The 21,240-nt window shown below is 38.8% G+C and carries 16 protein-coding genes; 6 read left to right on the forward strand and 10 right to left on the reverse strand.

Annotated features, from left to right (window positions below):
* The 9 genes from M3O96_RS19460 to M3O96_RS19500 all read right to left on the reverse strand — a co-directional run.
* Nucleotides 1-1,848: CLIPPER-2 domain-containing protein (locus tag M3O96_RS19460; RefSeq protein ID WP_249723443.1), on the reverse strand; the 1,848-nt coding region annotated here is incomplete at its 3' end.
* A 675-nt stretch (nucleotides 1,849-2,523) separates the two neighbouring features.
* Nucleotides 2,524-3,501, reverse strand: a complete 978-nt coding sequence (locus M3O96_RS19465; RefSeq protein WP_249723445.1) for a PorP/SprF family type IX secretion system membrane protein — start codon at nucleotides 3,499-3,501, stop codon at nucleotides 2,524-2,526.
* A gap of 479 nt (nucleotides 3,502-3,980) precedes the next feature.
* A complete protein-coding gene (locus M3O96_RS19470) occupies nucleotides 3,981-5,459 on the reverse strand; it encodes a M28 family peptidase (protein ID WP_249723447.1) in 1,479 nt (492 codons plus the stop codon).
* A gap of 334 nt (nucleotides 5,460-5,793) precedes the next feature.
* Nucleotides 5,794-6,102, reverse strand: a complete 309-nt coding sequence (locus M3O96_RS19475) for a rhodanese-like domain-containing protein (RefSeq protein WP_249723450.1) — start codon at nucleotides 6,100-6,102, stop codon at nucleotides 5,794-5,796.
* Between the two features lie 8 nt (nucleotides 6,103-6,110).
* Nucleotides 6,111-7,808, reverse strand: a complete 1,698-nt coding sequence (locus M3O96_RS19480; RefSeq protein ID WP_249723451.1) for a T9SS type A sorting domain-containing protein — start codon at nucleotides 7,806-7,808, stop codon at nucleotides 6,111-6,113.
* A gap of 141 nt (nucleotides 7,809-7,949) precedes the next feature.
* Nucleotides 7,950-8,726: a PASTA domain-containing protein gene (locus M3O96_RS19485; RefSeq protein WP_249723455.1), complete on the reverse strand. Its 777-nt coding sequence runs from the start codon at nucleotides 8,724-8,726 to the stop codon at nucleotides 7,950-7,952.
* Between the two features lie 244 nt (nucleotides 8,727-8,970).
* Nucleotides 8,971-12,018, reverse strand: a complete 3,048-nt coding sequence (locus tag M3O96_RS19490; protein WP_249723461.1) for a M43 family zinc metalloprotease — start codon at nucleotides 12,016-12,018, stop codon at nucleotides 8,971-8,973.
* Between the two features lie 10 nt (nucleotides 12,019-12,028).
* Nucleotides 12,029-12,277, reverse strand: a complete 249-nt coding sequence (locus M3O96_RS19495) for a NifU family protein (RefSeq protein WP_249723462.1) — start codon at nucleotides 12,275-12,277, stop codon at nucleotides 12,029-12,031.
* An 8-nt stretch (nucleotides 12,278-12,285) separates the two neighbouring features.
* A complete protein-coding gene (locus M3O96_RS19500) occupies nucleotides 12,286-13,377 on the reverse strand; it encodes an Mrp/NBP35 family ATP-binding protein (protein WP_249723464.1) in 1,092 nt (363 codons plus the stop codon).
* 187 nt (nucleotides 13,378-13,564) lie between these two features.
* On the opposite strand from M3O96_RS19500, the gene dnaG reads away from it, so the two are divergent.
* From dnaG to surE, 4 genes are all read left to right on the forward strand, one after another.
* Entirely contained in the window at nucleotides 13,565-15,502 is a 1,938-nt protein-coding gene (dnaG, locus tag M3O96_RS19505) for a DNA primase (RefSeq protein WP_249723465.1), read from the forward strand.
* A gap of 85 nt (nucleotides 15,503-15,587) precedes the next feature.
* Nucleotides 15,588-16,811 (forward strand): bifunctional 3,4-dihydroxy-2-butanone-4-phosphate synthase/GTP cyclohydrolase II, encoded by a 1,224-nt coding sequence (locus M3O96_RS19510; protein ID WP_249723466.1) that lies wholly within the window; start codon nucleotides 15,588-15,590, stop codon nucleotides 16,809-16,811.
* Between the two features lie 110 nt (nucleotides 16,812-16,921).
* A complete protein-coding gene (locus tag M3O96_RS19515) occupies nucleotides 16,922-17,557 on the forward strand; it encodes a hypothetical protein (RefSeq protein WP_249723467.1) in 636 nt (211 codons plus the stop codon).
* Between the two features lie 5 nt (nucleotides 17,558-17,562).
* Entirely contained in the window at nucleotides 17,563-18,348 is a 786-nt protein-coding gene (gene surE, locus M3O96_RS19520) for a 5'/3'-nucleotidase SurE (protein ID WP_249723468.1), read from the forward strand.
* 40 nt (nucleotides 18,349-18,388) lie between these two features.
* On the opposite strand, the gene M3O96_RS19525 is transcribed toward surE, so the two are convergent.
* Entirely contained in the window at nucleotides 18,389-19,222 is an 834-nt protein-coding gene (locus M3O96_RS19525; protein ID WP_249723470.1) for an SDR family NAD(P)-dependent oxidoreductase, read from the reverse strand.
* Between the two features lie 230 nt (nucleotides 19,223-19,452).
* Here M3O96_RS19525 and glsA point away from each other — a divergent pair, with 230 nt between their 5' ends.
* Both glsA and glsB read left to right on the forward strand, forming a co-directional pair.
* Nucleotides 19,453-20,268: a lyso-glycine lipid O-acyltransferase GlsA gene (gene glsA, locus M3O96_RS19530; protein ID WP_249723479.1), complete on the forward strand. Its 816-nt coding sequence runs from the start codon at nucleotides 19,453-19,455 to the stop codon at nucleotides 20,266-20,268.
* A gap of 11 nt (nucleotides 20,269-20,279) precedes the next feature.
* Complete coding sequence (glsB, locus tag M3O96_RS19535) at nucleotides 20,280-21,236, forward strand: glycine N(alpha)-acyltransferase GlsB (RefSeq protein ID WP_249723480.1); 957 nt, start codon at nucleotides 20,280-20,282, stop codon at nucleotides 21,234-21,236.
* Nucleotides 21,237-21,240: the final 4 nt, after the last annotated feature.

Here is a 21,240-nt window from a genome sequence, read left to right on the forward strand (position 1 = left end):
TGGATCTGATACAGAAACATTGCTCAAAGTCACGTTACCTGTATTGGTCACCACAATGGTGTAATTCAGTACATCGCCTACTGCAGCAAAGCTTGACTCAGTCGCAGTCTTGGTGATGGATAGGGCAGGGCTGAGGATTACAGGGGTAATTGCGGAAGCAAAAACAGGACCTGGGACTTGATTGCTTGTAACATTTACAACATTTACTAGATTGTCTCCAAGATCAAAAACTTCTTGGGCTACAATGTAAGAAACATTGTAAACCCATGTTTCCCCCACATTTAGAACGCCGGGATCAGATAAATCTCCATCAGGTGATGTAAGGGTAATTCCGGAAGGAGAACCTGGTAAAAAATCAAGAGTGGTTAAATTTGTAATGTTAATATTTCCGGTATTGGTGACTGTTATTTCATAATCAAGTTGTTGCCCCGCAGATGTTACAGGGTTTGGTCCCCCAATTTGGGTTTTGGATACTAATAAATTTGGTACTTGGATAAGATTCTCAGTATGAGAATCAGATGCCGTGACTATGATATTGCCGGCAGAAGCCGAAACAGACGCATTATTTGTGAAAAATCCTGCTTCAATGTCACTTTGCTTTAAACTATAAAAACCGGAAAACCCAGAGTTATTTGAGGACCCAACAGCTAATGAAATAGAAGATCCGGTTAGCGAAATTGACGGATCTAAAACTGTAACATCAGAAAGTGGATAATTGCCAATATTGGTTAAAAGGAAATTATAAATTATCCTATCTCCCACATTTTGAACACCGTCGCCATTTGTATCTTCATAATTTCCGGATTTTATAAGGCTGATATTAGGTTGAGGAGAAGTCAGGATGAAAGTTTCTGATTTTTGACAATTAAATTCATCAGTGATTGTAGCGATATATGTTCCAGCTGGTAAATCGGTCCTGTTTAAGCCAATTGTTCCATCGTTCCAGGTTACTGTCTTTGTACCGGTCCCTCCATTGACAACCAATGATATGGATCCATTGTCAATTCCTGGGGTTGGTTGATTTACAGTTGAAGAAATAGTCAACTCACTGGGTAGCGTAATGGACTTTGTAAATGTATTGGTGACCCCTTTTGAATCTGTGACAACGAGAGTCGCTGTACCATTAGTTGAAAATGCAACGATTGGATCAGCCAAAGTAGAAGTGGAAGGATTTGTATTTGGGCTAAAAGTCCAATTGTAAGTATAAGGAATACTTCCTCCATTGGTTGTTGAAAAGAATTTGACACTTGTAGCTCCATTTTCTGTACAGGCTGTGTAATCAAACTGCACAGCCAAGGGAGCGTCTACGGTAATGTCCTCCCCAAACTGACATTGGGCACTAGGGTAGTCATTGCATTTGTAACTTGAAGATAAATCAGCAGAGCCTGAGGTGGTCCATGCTAAAAGTGGGTTCAATAACTTGACCTGCGCTCCGCAAGTCCAAGTAAAAGAATGGTTGAGTGTGACTATTTTATTTTCTGATTTAGCAGAAGGCAAAACGCCTAACCAAACATTTAAAAATTGTGTTGAGCCACCAATAGATAAATCAGCAAATAGTCTAGTATTATTTGTACTTGATCCTGAATTGGAATTGTATACTACGGATATATAGGCCGTTTGTTGGACTCCCGGCGTACAGGTCGCAAGGGAATTTGCTAATGGAACCCCTAATGCATCACTCAGATAAACCTGTTTGATGGTAAAGTTGTTGGAGGAACAGTTATTGCCGCAATCCCTTAGATCTAAGAGAGTGGGTTGATTCTGTGCCTGGATTTTAGATGGGACTACCAAAAAAATCCAAATGAAAAATATAGCCAGGTAGGCTACAGTAGTGTTAATTTTTTTCATCTTAACTACATTTAATTGAAGAGTTTGGTGATCGCTCACCATTTACAATTACTAAAAAGCAAAATCCAAAAATTGGTTTGATCTTTAGTTTTCAAAAGCAAGGATGATGCTTTTGATTTTTTTTAGGGAAGAGTCCCGGGAAAATATTGAAGTTTTACAGATGGGTGTGTCTATAAAACAATACTTGAATCCGGATTCTTATAAAATTTGATGAATGTTAAGAATCCAAAGAAGTGGGTGATATATGGATTTTAACTTCCCTTCAAAAGTTTTAATTTTATTGTACAAAAGGAAACTTTTGTTTTACAAAGCAAAAATGTGGGCTTAATTTACTTTTTTTTTCAGATTTCTGTAAAACAATATTTGTAGTTTAAAAAGAGATTTTCTATAATTTACCAACTTTTGGCATTTTTAATCTCATTATATTACCTATGGAATGTCAATAGAAAAGGTTTCTCAGGCATATGAATGATGAACTTGAATATCTGACCTTTGGGAATATTTACCTATTTTATACAATTCCGTTTCCTCCGAACAGGAATTTTTGCAATAAAAAAAAGCTGTCTGTAAGACGTTAGTCCCAGACAGCCTTTTGAATAAATAGACTCTAAACATTAAAAAATGCAACAAAATTTAATTTCTAAAAGATTTTCTCTTTATATAGAGAGCTGATGGTTAAAACCACCTTGGATTTTTCATAGTCACTTTTCTTGCAGAAAGGTAGTATCCAACAGAGATTTCATGTGAATTGGCTCCCATATTCTGTAGGACATTAAGGTTTTGATCATAAGCATATCCAATTCTAAGGTTTGGGGTAGCGAATATTTCTCCTATAAAAGCGACCGCATTTCTTTTGCTCAATGAGCCTGCCTCAGGGTTTTCATTCATGATATTTAGATTTGACCTGTATGAAGCGCCCAACCATAATTTGTCCATAAAAAGCATCATGCCGTTGAGATCATAAGTAGTTGGAGATCCTTTTACTTGCTTCACCAAGAAAGATGGTTTGAATTTGATGTTTTCTGAAACATCCAACAGAGCGCCCGCAGTTAAGTAAAAGTGAATGTCATGGTAAGCGAGAGCTATATCTTCTCTTTCCAAAGCACCTTTCCCGATAAGGTTGTATGCACTTAGGCCTGCATAAAATTTACTGGTGTGAAAGAATAGTCCAAGGTTGGCATTTGGGGTCATCATATTCACAGTACCTGTTGGGATCTCAGGATCATTGTCATGGAGCGCTTTTAACATATCTCCATTGATACTGTATTGTCCTACACCTGCACTAGCACCCAATCCCAAGAAAGAATCTCTTCCTGTTTGAATTCTGTAGGCATAGCTCAAAAGCGCTGAAGTAGTCTTGGTGGGACCGATCTTATCAGCTAGAATAAGGGCTCCAAAACCCATCATTCCTTCGTTTGCACTAAAATCAGCAGTAACTGTAAAAGTTTCCGGTGCTCCTTCAAATCCTACCCACTGACTTCTATAGGTACTTTGAACATAACCTTCATTTTTATATCCGGCATAAGCTGGGTTGATATGTAAGCCATTAAAAATGTACTGGCTAAACTGTGGTAATTGTTGTGCATTTGATTCTGTAAAAATGAAAGAAGAAATCAATAATGCGATTGCGAGTAATCTAAATGTTGTTTTCATAACTTTTAAAATTTGAGGTCGGGTGACCAGATTGCGAGAAGATTATTTGTTTAGAGTTTTTAAAAATGATTCAAATCGTTATGAAATGATTTAAATACATTATTATGATGTAAATATAGTATAAAATGTATTTCATATCCAAATAATATTTAAAAATAATTTTACGAAATACATTTTATAAGATTTAAAAGATGTTTTTTTGAGTATTTAACCTAATAATAAAAAGTGTTTAAATGGGTGAATTTTGGATAGTAAATTTGTAAAATTTTTTAAAAAAGTGCTTATTTATTCAAATTTAAAGGATTTTGTTATTTTAATGTCGGATACTGTATGCCTCTTGGATTTCAAAAAATGGTAAAAAAGTCTTTTTTGATCAAAAAATCAGGGTTCAAAAAAAAATTTAAAAAAAGAAAAAAAAAAGGCCACCTGATTTTCAGGTGGCCTTTTTAAAAACCGAATTATTTGTTTTAGAAACTGCTTTAGTCTATACCGTACAATTCTTTACTTATTGCTTCATATTTATCACCGCTTTTCCAAGTTGGCCTTTCAGCCCAGTTGGCAATGTTTTGAGCTGCCAAAATGTAGGATTTCCAATATAACAGGGCATAATCAAGATCGAAGCTGTCTACTTCGTCAGCTGGCTGATGATAATATTTATTGATTTCATCATCAAAAGCCGTGAATCCTAAACTGAAGGTAGGTGCAGGTATTCCTTTCCTTGCAAAGTTGACATTGTCCGATCTGTCATATAAGCCTTGTTCAGGTGATGGGTCTGAGATCGCCTTCAATCCAAAATCTGCAACAGCTTTTTCTATCATAGGATCAGCAGATGTTCTTCCCAATCCAATAACCGTCACTATGGAAGTGTCGTTATATCCGCCATTGTCAATATTGAGGTTGAAAATTATCTGGTGAAGTGGGACCATAGGGTTTTCGGCAAAATAACCTGATCCCAAAAGTCCTTTTTCTTCTGCTGTCCAGGCACAAAGTAGAATGGACCTTTTTGGCGGATTTTTTGCAAAATACTTTGCAGCATTGATGACAGCAACGGTTCCGACAGCATTGTCCCTTGCACCATTATATATAGAGTCACCTTCTGCATTTGGCTTGCCGACTCCCACATGGTCATAATGTGCTGACAACATGATGTATTCATTCTTGAGTTTTGGATCTGTCCCTTCAATAACTGCTACCACATTCTTTCCCGTGATTTTCCTATTGACCTTGCCCTGTATCTGAACATCTGCTTTGGCATAATTACCTTTTCCAATGGCATTGATTTGCTCATTATTCAAATCCTTTAACCAGATATAAGGGATTGATTCTTCTCCATCAGTATTGTCTACAGTCAATTGAGGCCTGTTAAGGAAATTAGAAACTAGATTCCATGGGACCGAAGGGACATTGTACATCTCTATCAAAGCAATGGCGCCTTTGGATTTCGCCAATGAAATTTTTTCTCTCCCTGCACTGAATAAGTCGGCAGGGCTCAACCTGTTTGGTGTTCCGACATTGGTAACCACAATTTTCCCCTTTACCTCTTTACCGGCATAGTCAGATTCTAATCCATAACCTAACACTACCATTTCAAATTCACCAGCCAAAGAAGGTCCGTCCAATACAAGGAGTCCATCTCCCTGTTCAAAAACATTGCTTCCGAGAGAAACTGTACCTTTTGAGGGTGGGGACGAAAGTCTAAAGGGGATATTTTGGTAGTATCCATTGGCACCATCAATTTGTGTAGCCCCATACTTCCAAAATTGCTCTGATATATACCTTGCTGCTGCATCTATTTCAGGTCTTATAGGATCCCTGCCCATCAGTTCATCTGATGCGAGATACCGAAAGTGCGAAATAGCTTCCCTTTCATTAAATTCTGATTCGATACTTTCTTTCTGGGCATGAACTTGTAAAGTCAATACCGATAAAGCAAATATGATTGATTGAGTTTTTGACATGATAATGTTGCTTTTCTGGATAAATAAGAATAGAATAAGAGAAAGCGGTTAAAACCAAACTCCCTTAAATTAATAGCTTTTTGATATTTGAAATGTATTCAAATAAGAAGACAAGAATTAAAATATGTTTCCCACCCAAAAAAAGTAAACAGTCAATAGACTGTTTACCTTTAAATTATGGATTTTCAATATTTAATCGATGTTATATATAATCTCAATGATTCAATCAAAACCTGGGATTGATGGAGAAATGAACAATACATATGACTTCGGTGCCCTGTCTTTTTTGGAAAAGAATTTTGGGTTTCAGGTCGGAGGGGATACTACCTTTTAATCATTCATTTTCTTCCATTTCCCGGAAGGCTATGATTCCTCCGAGCAAATTTCTGACTTTCATAAAACCATGGCTTTCAAGAAATCTTTTAGCATTTCCGCTTCTCGCCCCTGACCTACATTGCATCACAATTTCTTTATTCTTAAAATCTTTGATTTCATCAAGTTGGTGTGCAAGTTGACCCATGGGAATGTTGAGTGCTCCAAGGTTATCTTCCTCGTATTCCCATTCTTCCCTTACATCAATAAACACGAAGTCGTCTTTGTCTTCTAATTTCTTTTTGAGTTCTGTGACTGTAATGTCTTCCATTGTTTCTCTTATTTTACTAATATTCTAAATGACTTTTGTTCCTTGCCGATGGTGGTCTTTATTACATAGACCCCTTTCTGCATTCCTTCAAAATTAACAATTTTCCCCTTGTCATTATCTGAAATAGTCAGGACAATATTTCGACCCATAGGGTCATAGATATAAACACTTTCAATTTTGCCTTCAATAAACAATGATCCTGATACAGGATTAGGGTATATCTTCAAAGGAATTGCCGATTCGGCCTCAGCTTCGTAGGGTTGGTTTTCTGTAACATGTGCCCTCATCATCAAGGAACCTTCCACGGTTTCATTCTGTACCCAAGAACCGGTAGCATTGAAGAAAATTTCCCCACCGTTATCATAGGTTTTGTCCAATCCCACATATAGGAAATCATTGGTAAACTGGGTAAATCCAATATAAAAAGTCCCGTCGATCACAACGTTTTTGTCCATTTCAAAATATGCAAATTCATTCAGGGAGTCTTTGGTCGGGATAAATACCTCCTTCTTATAAATGGGCTCCTCGTCTAATTCATCCCATACCATCAAATCAATTACACCTCCTAGTTGGGTGAAATTTGTAAAATTGATGCTCAATCCTTTCAAAAACAATGGACTGTTTACTTCATACCGGACGGCAAGCATGCCGGATCTTTGGTTGATACCGGCAGAATAATCCACACTCCCGTCGTCATAAGCTAAAAAATCTCTTATGGGTACAATTGTCCTTACAGTATCATTGATCCTGAAATCTACTTCCGGATAAGTGACCGGTAATCCGTTTTCAATACCCGTCAATAATCCATCGCCAGTGACCAAATAGCTGACTAATTCATAATCCATTTCCACTTCAGGCAAGGGAACATTGGTGATTGGAATACTGGAAAATCCTCTCCTTTCCTGACCAATAGGGACTGGGTTGAAAGGGGTATTTGTATTGATGGATTTGATACGGTTTTGACTTTCTTTTTCCCTTATTTCAAATGAATATTCCATGGCCCGGAAACCATTATTGAGGTTTTTGAACTCATTGGAAGTAACATTCCAAAAAGATTCAGGGTCTTTTTTCAACATGAAAAGTGGAACAGCAGAATACTTTTTAAAAGGCCTTGCATTTGAAAGTGTAAGTGCCCGGTCGGGAAACGATACATCTGTTAGACTCCTGTTTTTGTGAAGGTAAATGTAATCTAGAATCCAACTGTCAAATGGGCCCGAACGCCGTCCCTGAATTTGGAATCTAAATTGGAAACCACTATGCAAATATTGTGGAAGCACCTTGATGATTTTTTGGGTAAAGAAAAACTCCTCCGCGATAAGGCCACCGGATTGTTCCCAGACATTGACCCAAAGACTATCCTGATCTAAAAATTGCAGGACCAAATTGTCATTTTCATCGGGAATTTCCGCTTTCCCTCCAGGTTGCCAAAAAAAACTTAAATACACCGAGTTTGCTTCTGCAATGCTTAAACCTGATAAATTGATCTGTCTTGATGTGATTTTATCAGTAAATCCCTGCTCAAATTGGACCTGTGAGTAGGGTCTCCCCATTTCATCTATGCCATCAAGCAGCAGAGTACCTTTGGTTGGTGCGGCATTGGCCACAGTATTGGAAAGTGTTACTCCTTCGCCGATCCATTTGTTGGAATCTAGGACGGACTTGGAAAAATCATCCCAGAATGGCAGTGTCAAAGGACCTGCTTGCATTCTAAAATTTTCAGTTTTTGTCTCTATTTTTTTAAGTTGAATTGGAGTGGGAAGCTGGCGAAATTGAGCAATAGAGGTAATTGGACTTAAAATAAGCACCGAACAAATGAGAAGAAATAATATTGGTCTTAATAAACTCATTTAAAAATCATTTGCACTTTTCTTTCCTTCCGAAATCCAGATATGTATTTGTTCACCGGTTTTGACAGGAGCACCTGCAGGGGGCATTTGCCTGATTATAATCCCAGATGCGACGCTATCAGTGAGTACGTAATTGATATTTCCCATTCTCAATCCTGATCCAATGATCAAAAATTCCACATCAATTTCATCCATTCCAGTTAAGGAAGGAACTTCTAAGACTTGGTTTCCAAAACCATCTCCAACAACAAGGTCAATTTGGGCACCTTTAGGGATTTCAAAACCTTCAGGTACATTTCTCCCTCTGTATTTTTGTTCCAAAACGACATTGGTCCCGATATCAGGGACATAAATGATTTCCCCGCGAAGCAAACCAATGTTTCCAAGTATTTCCTGAGCGTTCTTCAAAGGGCTGTTGACAAGGTTTGGCATTTTTAACAATGGTGCATTCCTTGCATTGAGCGTAACGTAGATTTTTCTACCCCTTTTGACTTTGCTGTCAGGATTTGGAGTTTGTTTGAGAACCGAAAATGGTTTTGCCTCTGCATTGAAACCACTATCAATATTGACTTCATAAGTCAGGTCACGATCCGAAAGAAATTTATCAAGCTCTCTGACTTCGTATCCTTCAAGATTAGGTACAGTTACTGTCTGCCCGTGATTGGTATAAGAAGGAAGATAGACCTTTAGAAATATGAAAGACAATAAGGTGATGGTAAGTAGAACCAAACCGATGTGGATGGCAATTTTTTTAATCAAATCTCTTGTATTACCCATGTATCAGATGAATTCTTTAAGCTAACGTATAAAGGTAAAATTATATTTGTTTTCCAAAGTACAAATTACGGCAAATAGACACTTTGTAAAAAGTTAATATAAAAAGAAAAAAGCCGAAAACCCTTTCTAAGGATATTCAGCTTCTTTCATTATACATTTTAAATCTTGATTCCATTTCTGAAAATTGTCAAAATAAAATGGTTTTTAATTTCAATAATTTCCTCCTAAGTTTTCCGTAATCACATTATTGAATAAATAATTTACGGGTTTCATTTACGGACCTACTTGTAATTTTTAAGATAAATAATCCTTTTGAAAACTGTTGTGAGGTGAAGGTATAGGTCTGGTTGAGGGTATTTGAATAATCAACGTCATGCAATAAAGCCCCTGTGGAAGAAATAATCTGGATATTAACCGTTTCAAATTGCGCTAAATTAAAAGCTATATTAAAGTAGTCCGTAGCAGGATTTGGATACAATGTAATTTTCCCTAATTGAGGGATAACTGGCTCTGGATTTGCAGAAAGAAACAACTCAATATTATCAAGGTAAACAGAACTGATTACCCCATCACTGTTTTCCAAAACAAAAGCTATCCTTGAATTTTCCTTGCCCTTACCTGCAAAAGCTGTCAAATCCACAAAATCTCTCACAAACTCAGCACTATTGTTTGGATTGGCATTAGCTGCCTGAACAGTGGTGATTTCAGCGCCTGTTTTTCTATAAACTTCAGTATAAGTATCTCCACCGTTGGCACTAGCCATTACCTTCAATACTGTCGTAGGATTTACTATTCCGACTGCTCTATCAAAGAAAACACTTGCTTGTGCACTTATGGACAAGTCCAAATTTGGAGATCCAAGCCAAAAGCTGTTTCCGGCCTCGGGGTTTCTAACTGTAATTGCATTACTCCCGATAGCACCTGTTTGTAGCGGAGAAATAACCCAAGAAGGTAGTAGGTTCTCAGGATTGATGCTGATCCATGGATTAATGCTTAGTGACCCATCAAAAGATTGTCGGAATGGAACACTTATCTTTTCTGTATCCATGTAGACAAATCTTCTCAAGGTTATGGGGTTTCTTTCATTTTGATCAAAATTTGGGAATTGAATAGTAAAAGTCAATGAGTTTAACCCAAGTGCAGTCGACTTTGGAAGATTTATACTTGCAGATTCACCTGGAGGCAACGGATCGGCCCTTGCAATAAAACCTTGGTTTAAACTTCCTGAAATCCTTCGGAAAATAAATCCTGAAATAGGAAGATTACCTGTATTAGTGACCGAGATGACTTCATTTGCATGGTTATTTGAACCAATTGGGGAAGGAGTTACCAATTCATTCAATTTAATATCGTATTTGTAAGTTTCTTGAGTTAGAATTTCAATGTCTTTGAGATACAGATTGTTGCCATATCCGTTTCTTGCGATAAAGGCTACCCGTACATTTCCTAAACCTGCATATTGTTTAAGGTTGACTATTTCCCTCCTAAATTGACTGTTTGATGTAGGAATGAACTCTTCCAAAGTTGGGGTAGATGTTCGCAAGAAATTGTAATCCTTATCATATGGAGCATCTAATATGTCAAATGTATTTCCACAATCAGATGAGACAGCCACAATCAAATAATCCCCAAAGGAGGTATTTTCAAATGGACCATATGCCATGTTGAAGGTCAGTTGTGCATCTTGGAATGTACTTAAATCGATCTGAGGAGAGATAAAATAATCCAGTTCTCCAAATGCTTCATATTCATAGTTTCTAATGAAAATGGCATCTTGTGATTGTCCATCCAGAACAACTTGCGTTTTTTCCCAAGTAAATAAGTTGTCAGGATTTTGGATCACCCACTTACTACCGATGTCTGTGTAGGTAAAAACATAAGGCAAGGGAACTACCGGCTGTAAACTCGGATTTGATTCAATGCTGTTGTTGGAGGTATTTTGATCCGTTGTTCCATTTACCTGTGTAATTGTTGCCACAAAATTGTTGCCCGTAGGATTTAAAGTGAGTGGATTAAAACTTACTGTGGTTTCGTCACCGGTATTTAGGTTTAAGCTAAAATTGCTTGATTGTATCAAAGATCCGTTGTTCCTTATTTCAATTCTCGCTGAGGTGATTCTGTTCAAACCTCTGTTAAGAATACTCAAAGTTGGAATCACGTTCAAATCACAAACGAGATTCTGAGGATCAATTATATTCTCTATGGCGAGGTCAACTGCTAAAAGGACAGGCATAACAGTTCCTCTCCCATTGACCAATGAAACCCTTCTGGGACTGTTGGCCAAAACCACATCCATCCTAGCTACCTGACCAATGGTGAAATTATTCATACAGTTGTCAGGAGTGTAATCCATATAATTTTCAACAAGATCCCGGGTATTGCAAGAAATTCTAGGGTTCTCGGTACGGCAGACATTATTTGAACCACTTTGAACAGGTGTGTCTTCAACAAAATCATCTACTGCACAATCACCATCTCCCCAAATATGGCGTAAACCAAGGAAGTGACCTACTTCATGCGTTGCGGTTCTTCCCTTAGAACCTAACACTGCGGTACCACCCTCTCCAAAATACCTGTAATCAATTGTTACGCCATCTGTTTCTCGAGAATTTGGAGGAAAATTTAGGCCAGGCAAATTTGAAATTGGGAAAGAAGCATATCCTATAAATGGTGACACCAAAGTGACTACCCATAAATTCAAATAATCTTCAGGTGGCCATTGTGATGTCTGTCCAATCAGTTGTGCATCTTGGGGATTGAATATATTTTTTGGTCCTTGAACCCTAACCACTCCATTTGTGGGTAGTCCCCTGGGATCTTGTTTTGCCAAAACAAATTCAATATTTGCATCAGCTACTATTCCTAGGAATTCAGTAGGGGTCTGATTTGCGTCTGCGTTTTTTCTTCGGAAGTCTTCATTTAGAATTCTGATTTGTGCTTCGATTTGAGAAAATGGGATATTTGCTCCGGATCCTATCGGTGTGCCGTTATGAATGACGTGAACCACAACAGGAATAAGCCTTGGTTCGGCTTGAGTTCTTTGTTGCGCAGTTGTATTTTTTTTCCTTTGGTCTATTTTATCAGTAATCCAAGATTCAAAAAACTCTTTGCTTCCTAAAATGCCGAGTTTTTCCTCCTGCATTTTTTCGATCAAAACATGGGCACACTTTTCGTCATGGACATGCTGGAAGGGTTGGCCAAAAAAATTCTGGGCTGTGGCTTTGAAATTAATCAGGGCAAATAACGATAAAAATATAAATCCGATTCTTCTGCCAAAACGCTTGATTTTCATTCTTATTAAATTAAGCAACTACAATATTGACAGCTTCTACTTTTATAATTTCTGGAACTGCCCTTTTGATTGCTTCTTCTACTCCAGCTTTCAGCGTCATTGTTGACATAGGGCAGGAACTACATGATCCTGTCATTTCTAATTTCAATACAAAATCATCCGTAACTTCTACTACTTTCACATTTCCACCATCAGCTTCCAAATACGGCCTGATACTATCCAATGCTTCTTCAATTCTTTCATTTAAGGAAAAACCCATTTATCTTTTCAATTTACATGTACAACTTCTGTTTTATTTTTCTCAGCATTTCTTATGGCTATCTGCCTTGCTACTGCTTCTGCCAATGCCGAGAATGCTTTTTCTGTAATTCCTGATTTCAATACAGCAGGAAAACCGGAATCTCCACTTTCTCTGATGCTTTGTACGATCGGAATTTCTCCTAAGAGAGGAACATCAAACCTTTCAGCAAGTCTCTTGCCACCTTCTTTTCCAAACAAATAATACTTATTATCGGGTAACTCTTCCGGCGAAAAATAAGCCATATTTTCCACAACACCTAAGATAGGTACGTTTATTTGGGGTTGCCTGAACATGGTCAAACCTTTCGTTGCATCGCCTAAAGCGACTTTTTGTGGAGTGGTGACAATGACAACACCTGTGACCGGTACAGTCTGCACCATAGTCAGGTGAATATCAGAAGTACCCGGAGGTAGGTCGATCAAAAGATAATCCAATTCTCCCCATTCCACATCCCCGATGAATTGCTTCAAGGCAGAACTTGCCATCGGACCTCTCCACACCACAGCAGAGTCAGCAGGAGTCAAGAAACCTATAGACATTAATTTGACACCGTACTGCTCGATGGGCATAATGATGTTTTTCCCATCTACCTGTTTCACAGAAGGTTGCTCAGCTTCTACATTAAACATAATCGGGATGGATGGGCCTGAAATATCCGCATCTATCAATCCGACTTTCGCTCCCATCTTTGCAAGTGCCACGGCGAGGTTTGAAGCAGTCGTAGATTTACCCACTCCGCCTTTTCCTGAAGCAATGGCTATAATATTTTTAACTTGGGGCAGCAAAGGCGCATTAGTCCGGCTGCTTGTCACGTTGGAAGTCATGTGAATATCCAAGTCTATTTCCTTTCCAAATGTCTCCTCTAAGACTTCTATGCAATTATTTTTGATAACTTCTTTGAGTGGGCAGGCTGGAGTGGTGAGAACAACCTTAAACCTGATTTTTTGCCCATCTACAGCCAAGTCTTGAATCATACCCAAAGTAACCAAATCCTTTTTCAAATCAGGATCCTGGACTTTTGAAAGTGCATTCAGGACATCGTTTTTTTCTATATCCATTTTAAATAAGGTAAACCGATCTGCAAAATAGGCTATTATTATAGTAATTGAAAAGCCAATTTTGAGGTGATAACATATAATATTTCAATTTGATTAACTTTCTTATGTAGCAATAAGTTTCAGCAACGCGCATTCCTATTTATTGAAGGAATACTTTTTATCTTTGAATCCCAAAATTAAAGAAAAAGTGATCAGCAGAAATACCACAGACAAGGTTAGAGAGAGGGTAGACATCGAGGAGGTGGTCAATGATTATGTTCCTTTGAAAAAGAAAGGTCAAAACCTTTGGGCATGTTGTCCTTTTCACAATGAAAGCACGCCTTCCTTTTCAGTTTCTCCGGCCAAGCAGATATACAAATGCTTTGGCTGTGGCAAAGCAGGTGATCCCATCCAATTCGTCATGGATATCGAAGGGATCGGTTTCAATGAAGCAATCCGTCAATTGGCACAGAAATATGGGATAGAAATCGAAGAGGACAAACAGGTCACTCCGGAGGCAGTTCAGGCGTTTAATGAAAAGGAAAGTCTCTACATTGTTCTGAATTTTGCAAAGGATTTTTTTGTGCAAAACCTCCAAACCGAAGAAGGGAAAGCTATTGGTTTGAGTTATTTCAAAGAAAGAGGATTCAATCCTTCGATCATTGAAAAGTTTGACTTGGGTTATGCCTTGGACGGTTGGGACCATTTGCTCAAAGCTGCAAAACAGGCAGGCCATTCTGATGAAATACTGCTTAAAGCAGGACTGATCCTTCAAAAAGAGGGTGACACCGAAAGACTCTATGACAGGTTTAGAGGTCGGGTGACTTTCACCATTCATAACCTTGGCGGGAAACCAATAGGGTTTGGTGCCCGAATCCTTACTCAGGACAAAAAGCAACCCAAGTACATCAATTCTCCCGAGACGGAGGTTTACCACAAAAGCGATATCCTTTATGGAATCTTTCAGGCCAAGAAATCCATCAGGGAAAAGGAAAACTGCTACCTCGTAGAAGGTTATACAGATGTGGTTTCGATGCACCTCGCGGGAATCGAAAATGTCGTGGCTTCCTCCGGTACTTCCCTCACCGAAAATCAGATAAAGCTTATCAAGAGGTTTACTGACAATATTACTGTCCTCTATGATGGTGATGCTGCCGGTATCAAAGCATCCCTCCGTGGTATTGATATGATCCTTGAAGGTGGCTTGAATGTCAAAGCCGTCGTATTCCCTCAAGGTGAAGATCCAGATAGTTATTCTAGAAAGGTCGGTTCACTCGCCTTCAAGGAATACCTTGAAGAAAAAGCACAAGATTTTATTGCTTTCAAAATTGGACTTTATGCCGAGGAAGCAGCCAAAGACCCTATCAAACAGGCAGATCTGATCCGTCAGGTGGTAAGCAGTCTAGGGAAAATCCCCGATCCAATCATCAGGTCTGTATACATCAAGCAGTCTGCAAATCTGCTCGATATCGATGAAGATATCATCCAGACTGAACTGAATAAGATTTTTGTCAAAACCGAAAAGGAAAAATACTTTAAAGAACAAAGGGATTCAGATCAACAAACCAATTTTGAAGATCTTCTTCCTACCAAGGAAACTCCCACATCTTCCTCGTCGCTCATCTACATTCAGGAGAGGGAAATGATGCGCCTTTTGGTCAGCTATGGATTTGAAATGGTTTCTGAAGAAACTCGGGTTTGCGAGTATCTCTTGCAGGAAACCTCAGAACTTGCTTTTGAAACTGCTGTTTTTAACAAAATCCTCACTATTTATAAAAACGCCTTATCAGAAGGTGTTCTTCCCCAACCGGAATATTTTTTGAATTTTGGTGATCATGAAGTAAAGAATGAAGTCATTCATCTAATTACCAGGAAGTATGAACTTTCGACTCTTTGGGAAACCAGATTTCAGATTTTCACCCATCATGAAGCTGATGACTTGGCCAAGACTGTTTATGATAATGTTTTGCATTTGAAGAAAAAAGTGATCAAAAAATTGCTTGAAGAGGCAAAAAATAAAATTAAAGAGGCGGATGATGAGAAGTTAGACGTAGAACTTACCAGCCAAAGAATCGAAGTCTACATGGAACTCAAAAAATTTCAAGTTGAAATCGACCGACAATTGGGTATCGTTGTCAGTTATTGACCAAACTTAAATTGGCGAAATCCTGTTTTGTATCTCAAAGGGTACTAATTTTGACCCGAAATATTCCAGAATTCAAAAATCAACCATGTCAAATTCAATACATCTCGATCCGATAGAGGAAGCAGTAAAAGCAATAAAAAATGGGGAAGTGATCATCGTAGTCGATGATGAGGACAGGGAAAATGAAGGAGATTTCATATGTGCTGCCGAAAAAGTGACTCCCGAAATCATCAATTTCATGGCTACTCATGGCAGGGGACTGATCTGCGCACCACTGATTGAAGACAGATGTGACCAACTCGGCTTACAGCTTATGGTTGGAAATAATACAGCAGCTTTTGAAACGCCATTTACCGTATCTGTGGACCTGATTGGACATGGCTGTACCACCGGAATTTCAGCAAGCGACCGTGCAAAAACCATCCGGGCTTTAATTGATGACAGTATTCATCCTGATGAATTGGGCAAGCCGGGACATATTTTTCCTTTGAAAGCCAAAAGGGGAGGTGTACTGAGAAGGTCCGGACATACCGAGGCAGCGATTGATTTTGCAAGACTTGCGGGATTGTCTCCAGCAGGAGTTCTCGTCGAAATCATGAATGAGGACGGAAGCATGGCGAGGTTACCAGACCTCGTGGAAGTAGCTAAGCGTTTCAATCTTAAGTTGGTTTCGATCAAAGATTTGATTGCCTACAGGTTGAAAAATGAAAGCTTGATTAAAAGAGAAATTGGTGTAGAATTGCCTACCACCCTAGGAGATTTTGATTTGATTGCATTCAGACAAACCAATACGGATGATATGCACCTTGCATTGATCAAAGGTTCATGGACGATTGATGAACCCATCATGGTCCGAGTTCATTCATCCTGCGTTACAGGTGATATTTTTGGAAGCTGCAGGTGTGACTGCGGTCCTCAGCTTCATAAGGCCATGGCAATGGTCGAAAAGGAAGGAAAGGGAGTTGTCCTATATATGAATCAGGAAGGAAGAGGAATTGGTTTGCTGAACAAACTCAAAGCATACAAACTCCAGGAACAAGGAATGGATACTGTACAGGCCAATCTTGCCCTTGGACTTCCGATGGATAAAAGGGACTACGGTGTAGGAGCGCAGATACTAAGGGATTTGGGTGTGAGTAAAATCAGATTGATATCAAACAACCCTACAAAAAGGGTCGGCCTGAATGGATATGGACTGGAAATAGTAGATCAAATACCTATTGAGATATCACCAAACCCCCATAACGAAAAGTACCTTACTACTAAGCGTGACAAGATGGGGCATACCATTCTTAAGAATGCCAAATAATGGACCTAATTGTTGGTCTGAAATTCGATATTCTGCCTAACAAAACATAAATTGTATCAACCAATTCAATCTAGGTTGCGTTATTCATTAGAACCCAATAACAGAATGAGATGAGATACATACAACTTACATTAGTTTTCTTATTTCTTGTCAATCTCTATGGATTTGCCCAGAGTGGTCAATTTCCTTCACAGCTATGGCACAAGGGACAGATTAACACCACCAACGGGCAGGTTTTTCAGGGAAGTTTGAAATATGATTTAGAAAATAACCTTGTACAGCTTCAAAATAGCGGAATTGAAACCTTCGGGGCTTCCAATGTTGTCCAATTTGAAATATTTGATGAGCAATATGGAGGAATAAGGACTTTCTATTCATTGCCATTTTCTCTTACCGGAGAATACGAAACCCCGATTTTCTTCGAAATCTTGACAGAAGGAAATAACATCGTGCTCTTGTGCAGGGAGTATGTTACCACTGATAACAGGGGTATGGGGATGTATGCCCCCATGGCCATGAACCCGATATGGGGACCTCCGATGTCCGGAGCTTACAAACTTGCTTTTAATTTTTATTTTCTCAAGGATGGAAAAATCCAGAAATACTCCCAAAAGAAAAAAGAACTTTTGGACATTCTCTATGACAGGTCAGATGAGGTGGAACTATACATGAGAAAGAACAGGTTGACCCATGACCAGCGTGGAGATTTGCTCCGCATCACCGCATATTACAATCAAATTAGATAATTTTTATGTCAACAAAACCATTGATTTTGGTTTCCAATGATGATGGAATCACTTCAAAAGGCATCAGGGTATTGGTAAATGTTATGAAAACATTAGGGGACGTAGTGGTGGTAGCACCCGACAGCCCCCAATCCGGAATGGGCCACGCAATTACTATTGGTGAAACCCTCAGGCTTTACGAAGAAGATATTTTCGAAGATGTAGTAGCTTACAAATCCAGTGGAACACCGGCAGATTGTGTCAAACTTGCAAAGCACCATGTAATGAAGGACCGGCAGCCGGATCTGGTTGTAAGTGGAATCAATCATGGCAGCAATACTTCGATTTCTGTTTTATATTCCGGAACTATGTCAGCAGCTATTGAAGGAGCAATGGAAGGACTTCCCTCCATAGGTTTTAGTCTGTGCGATTATTCTTCCAAAGCTGATTTTAGCCATATTGAAGAGTATGTATATAAGATTGCCAAACAGGTATTAGAAAACGGCATTGCCAAGGGAGTCGCTTTGAATGTTAATTTTCCTCCGAAAAGAAACGAATCGATCCGTGGCGTAAAAGTTTGCAGGCAGGCCCACGCCAAGTGGCAAGAGCAATTTGACGAAAGATATGATCCAAATGGAAGGAAATACTTCTGGATGGCAGGCAACTTTGTAAACTTTGACAAAGGTGAGGACAACGATGAATGGGCGATTGCAAATAACTTTGTATCCATCGTTCCCTGCCAATACGATCTCACCGCCCACCACGCGATCAGTCAGATCAATGCAGATTGGAATTGGGATGATCTAAAGTAATCAAAAGGAGGAAAATTTTCCTCCTTTTGATTTTTGAATATTATAACCAATGTTTCAATAACGCTTCACTTTCTAGCCAAAGCCTGTCTCTCATTTTTTCGGAATTTGCTTCAGTTGAGGGTTTGACAGGTTTACTTTTCTTGAAGTAATATCCATTTTTTAGAGAATCGATTTTGGTTTTGGCCAGATAGATAGTCGTTTTGGCTCCATCTGCTGCAGTGATCATAAATGGCGCTGCAAGCTTCCAAAAAAAACCAAAAATCCCTGCGGTCTCTTTCCCGAAATTGGTTTTGACTACTCCGGGATGAAGTGAAAATGCATTCAGGCCTTTCTCTCCAAATTTTTCAGCAAGGGATTTTATAAACAATATATTGAAAAGTTTCACGTTGGCGTACGATGTAAACGAGCTGAATTTTTTCTGCTTATAGTTCAAATCATTAAAATCCACTTTTGCGGCACGATGAGCTTCCGAACTTACATTGATTACTTTTGGACTTCCTGAAGTCAATAGCAGTGGCATAAGGTGGTGTGTCAACAGAAAATGACCCAAATGATTGGCAGCGAGACTCATTTCAAAACCATCTTTGGTGATCTCCTTATTTTGAAAAATCCCGCCGGCATTGTTGATCAATACATCCAAATTAGAAGTTTTCTCTTTTATGATTTTAGCCGCTGCGACTACTGATTCCATGTCAGTCAAATCGCAATATATAAATTTGACTTTTTTTTGATCTTGAATGGTGAGGGTCTCGATAAGCTTCTTTGCTTTAGCCTCATTCCTCGCGATCATAAAGACTTCTTTGAAATGTGGTGTGAGTTTGGAGAAAGCAACGGCTCCGATTCCGGAGGTAGGCCCTGTGATGGCGAGTTTCATAAGAGTTAGGTTTGTTTTAAAACATAAAACTCCCAATATGGTTCAAGAAACTAATTTTCACCACCCATGATTTTTACGTGTCCCAAGTAAAAAATTTGTATTTTTAGCCGCGTGATTTTTGTTAAATCACTTTAACAGAAACTTGAAACCTTCCTAATTCCTGATAAGTGTTGGGGACAAGGAAGTTACAAGAAACCTGCTTAATCATCGATCGGAATCGCCTTTACAAAGTGGAAGAGAAAAAGCCATTTATTGACATTGATCAAGTATTCAAATCCAAGAATGCGAGCTTACACCGTTGGCTGCCAAGCTTTGTGATCAATTATGTCAAAAGAGTTGTACATGAGAATGAGATCAATAAAGTCATGGCCAATATCGGACACCTTCATGGGCTTGAGTTTGTCAATGCTTTGATCGGTGAATTTGGGGTAGAGGTGACACTGACAGGTGCAGAAAATATACCTTTGGACCGACCAGTCATCTTTGCCTCTAACCATCCCCTGGGTGGTATGGACGGTATAGCTTTTATGTTTGCTTTGGGTAAATACAGGAGCGACTTGAGGTTTTTGGTCAATGACATTTTGACCAATATCATAAACTTTGAGCCGCTATTTGTTCCTGTTAATAAACTTGGATCCAATAGCAGGGATGTTTCCAAATTGATCGAGGAAACCTATGCCGGTGATTATGCGGTTTTGGTTTTTCCTGCAGGATTGGTTTCCAGAAAGCAGGAAATCGGTATCAAGGACCTAGAGTGGAAAAAAAGTTTCATCAGCAAATCAAAGAAATATAAAAAGGACATTGTTCCGGTATATATAGAAGGTAGAAATTCAAATTTCTTCTATAACTTCGCCAATCTCCGAAAGCGGATCGGCATCAAGACCAATATTGAAATGTTATATCTGCCTGACGAAATGTTTTCTCAAAGAGGTAAAAAAGTGATTATCCATGTAGGAAAACCGATTCCTTACAGTTATTTTGATAAGTCAAAAAGTGAAAACGAATGGGCCGAGGAAGTAAAGCAGATTGTTTATAGAATGGCCTAAATGATAGAGTTATGCAAGCGGTAATCCCGGCAATTAGTAGAGAATTGATTAAAAAGGAACTTACTTCCGATCGGTTTTTGCGTTATTCCAATAACGGTAACAACTTGATTTATTTGATCAACCACCACAATTCACCCAATATTATGCGGGAAATTGGAAGGTTGAGGGAATTGACTTTTAGGGCGGCCGGAGGAGGGACAGGACTTTCACTTGACATTGATGACAATGACATTATTCCCAACTGTTACCAGCAACTCATTACCTGGAATCCGGAAGATGAAGAGATTGTAGCAGGATATAGGTTAATTAAATGCAAAGAAGCAGGAAAAGACGACAAGGGGAATATCAACCTGTCGACTGCACATTTATTTTCTTTTTCTGATAAATTTCTGACAGAATACATACCCTACACTATTGAGTTGGGGAGGTCTTTTGTTCAGCCCCAATACCAACCAAGCCTGGATAATAGAAAGGGAATTTTTTCTTTAGACAATCTTTGGGACGGTCTTGGCGCTGTAGTGAAACTCAACCCCGAAATCAAATATCTCTTTGGGAAAGTGACGATGTACCCACATTACAACAGAGAGGCGAGGGATTTTTTATTGTTTTTTCTCCAATATTACTTTCCTGATCGTGAAATTCTGGTAAGGCCATATGAAGAATTGCGCCTCACTTTTGAGACAGATATTTCGGGATTCTCAGGCATGCTGGAAGGCTTGGATTATAAGGAAGGATATAAAGTGCTCAACAGCAGGGTAAGAGCCCTAGGGGAAAATATCCCTCCTTTGATCAATACCTACATGAACCTGTCCCCGACGATGAAATCATTTGGCACGGCAATGAACGATGAGTTTGGTGCTGTGGAAGAAACAGGGATTCTGATCACTTTAGAAGACATATACGAAAGTAAAAAACAAAGACATATCGAGACTTTTGAAAGAGATAAGGTTTTGGGAAGTAGAGATTAACAAT

This window comes from Aquiflexum sp. TKW24L, from assembly GCF_023502205.1.
Lineage (GTDB): Bacteria > Bacteroidota > Bacteroidia > Cytophagales > Cyclobacteriaceae > Cognataquiflexum.

Coding starts and splice junctions, on each gene's coding strand:
- M3O96_RS19465 (WP_249723445.1), bottom strand. CDS start 3,501: ATGAAAACAACATTTAGATTACTCGCAATCGCATTATTGATTTCTTCT.
- M3O96_RS19470 (WP_249723447.1), bottom strand. CDS start 5,459: ATGTCAAAAACTCAATCAATCATATTTGCTTTATCGGTATTGACTTTA.
- M3O96_RS19475 (WP_249723450.1), bottom strand. CDS start 6,102: ATGGAAGACATTACAGTCACAGAACTCAAAAAGAAATTAGAAGACAAA.
- M3O96_RS19480 (WP_249723451.1), bottom strand. CDS start 7,808: ATGCAAGCAGGTCCTTTGACACTGCCATTCTGGGATGATTTTTCCAAG.
- M3O96_RS19485 (WP_249723455.1), bottom strand. CDS start 8,726: ATGGGTAATACAAGAGATTTGATTAAAAAAATTGCCATCCACATCGGT.
- M3O96_RS19490 (WP_249723461.1), bottom strand. CDS start 12,018: ATGAAAATCAAGCGTTTTGGCAGAAGAATCGGATTTATATTTTTATCG.
- M3O96_RS19495 (WP_249723462.1), bottom strand. CDS start 12,277: ATGGGTTTTTCCTTAAATGAAAGAATTGAAGAAGCATTGGATAGTATC.
- M3O96_RS19500 (WP_249723464.1), bottom strand. CDS start 13,377: ATGGATATAGAAAAAAACGATGTCCTGAATGCACTTTCAAAAGTCCAG.
- M3O96_RS19510 (WP_249723466.1), top strand. CDS start 15,588: ATGTCAAATTCAATACATCTCGATCCGATAGAGGAAGCAGTAAAAGCA.
- M3O96_RS19515 (WP_249723467.1), top strand. CDS start 16,922: ATGAGATACATACAACTTACATTAGTTTTCTTATTTCTTGTCAATCTC.
- surE (WP_249723468.1), top strand. CDS start 17,563: ATGTCAACAAAACCATTGATTTTGGTTTCCAATGATGATGGAATCACT.
- M3O96_RS19525 (WP_249723470.1), bottom strand. CDS start 19,222: ATGAAACTCGCCATCACAGGGCCTACCTCCGGAATCGGAGCCGTTGCT.
- glsB (WP_249723480.1), top strand. CDS start 20,280: ATGCAAGCGGTAATCCCGGCAATTAGTAGAGAATTGATTAAAAAGGAA.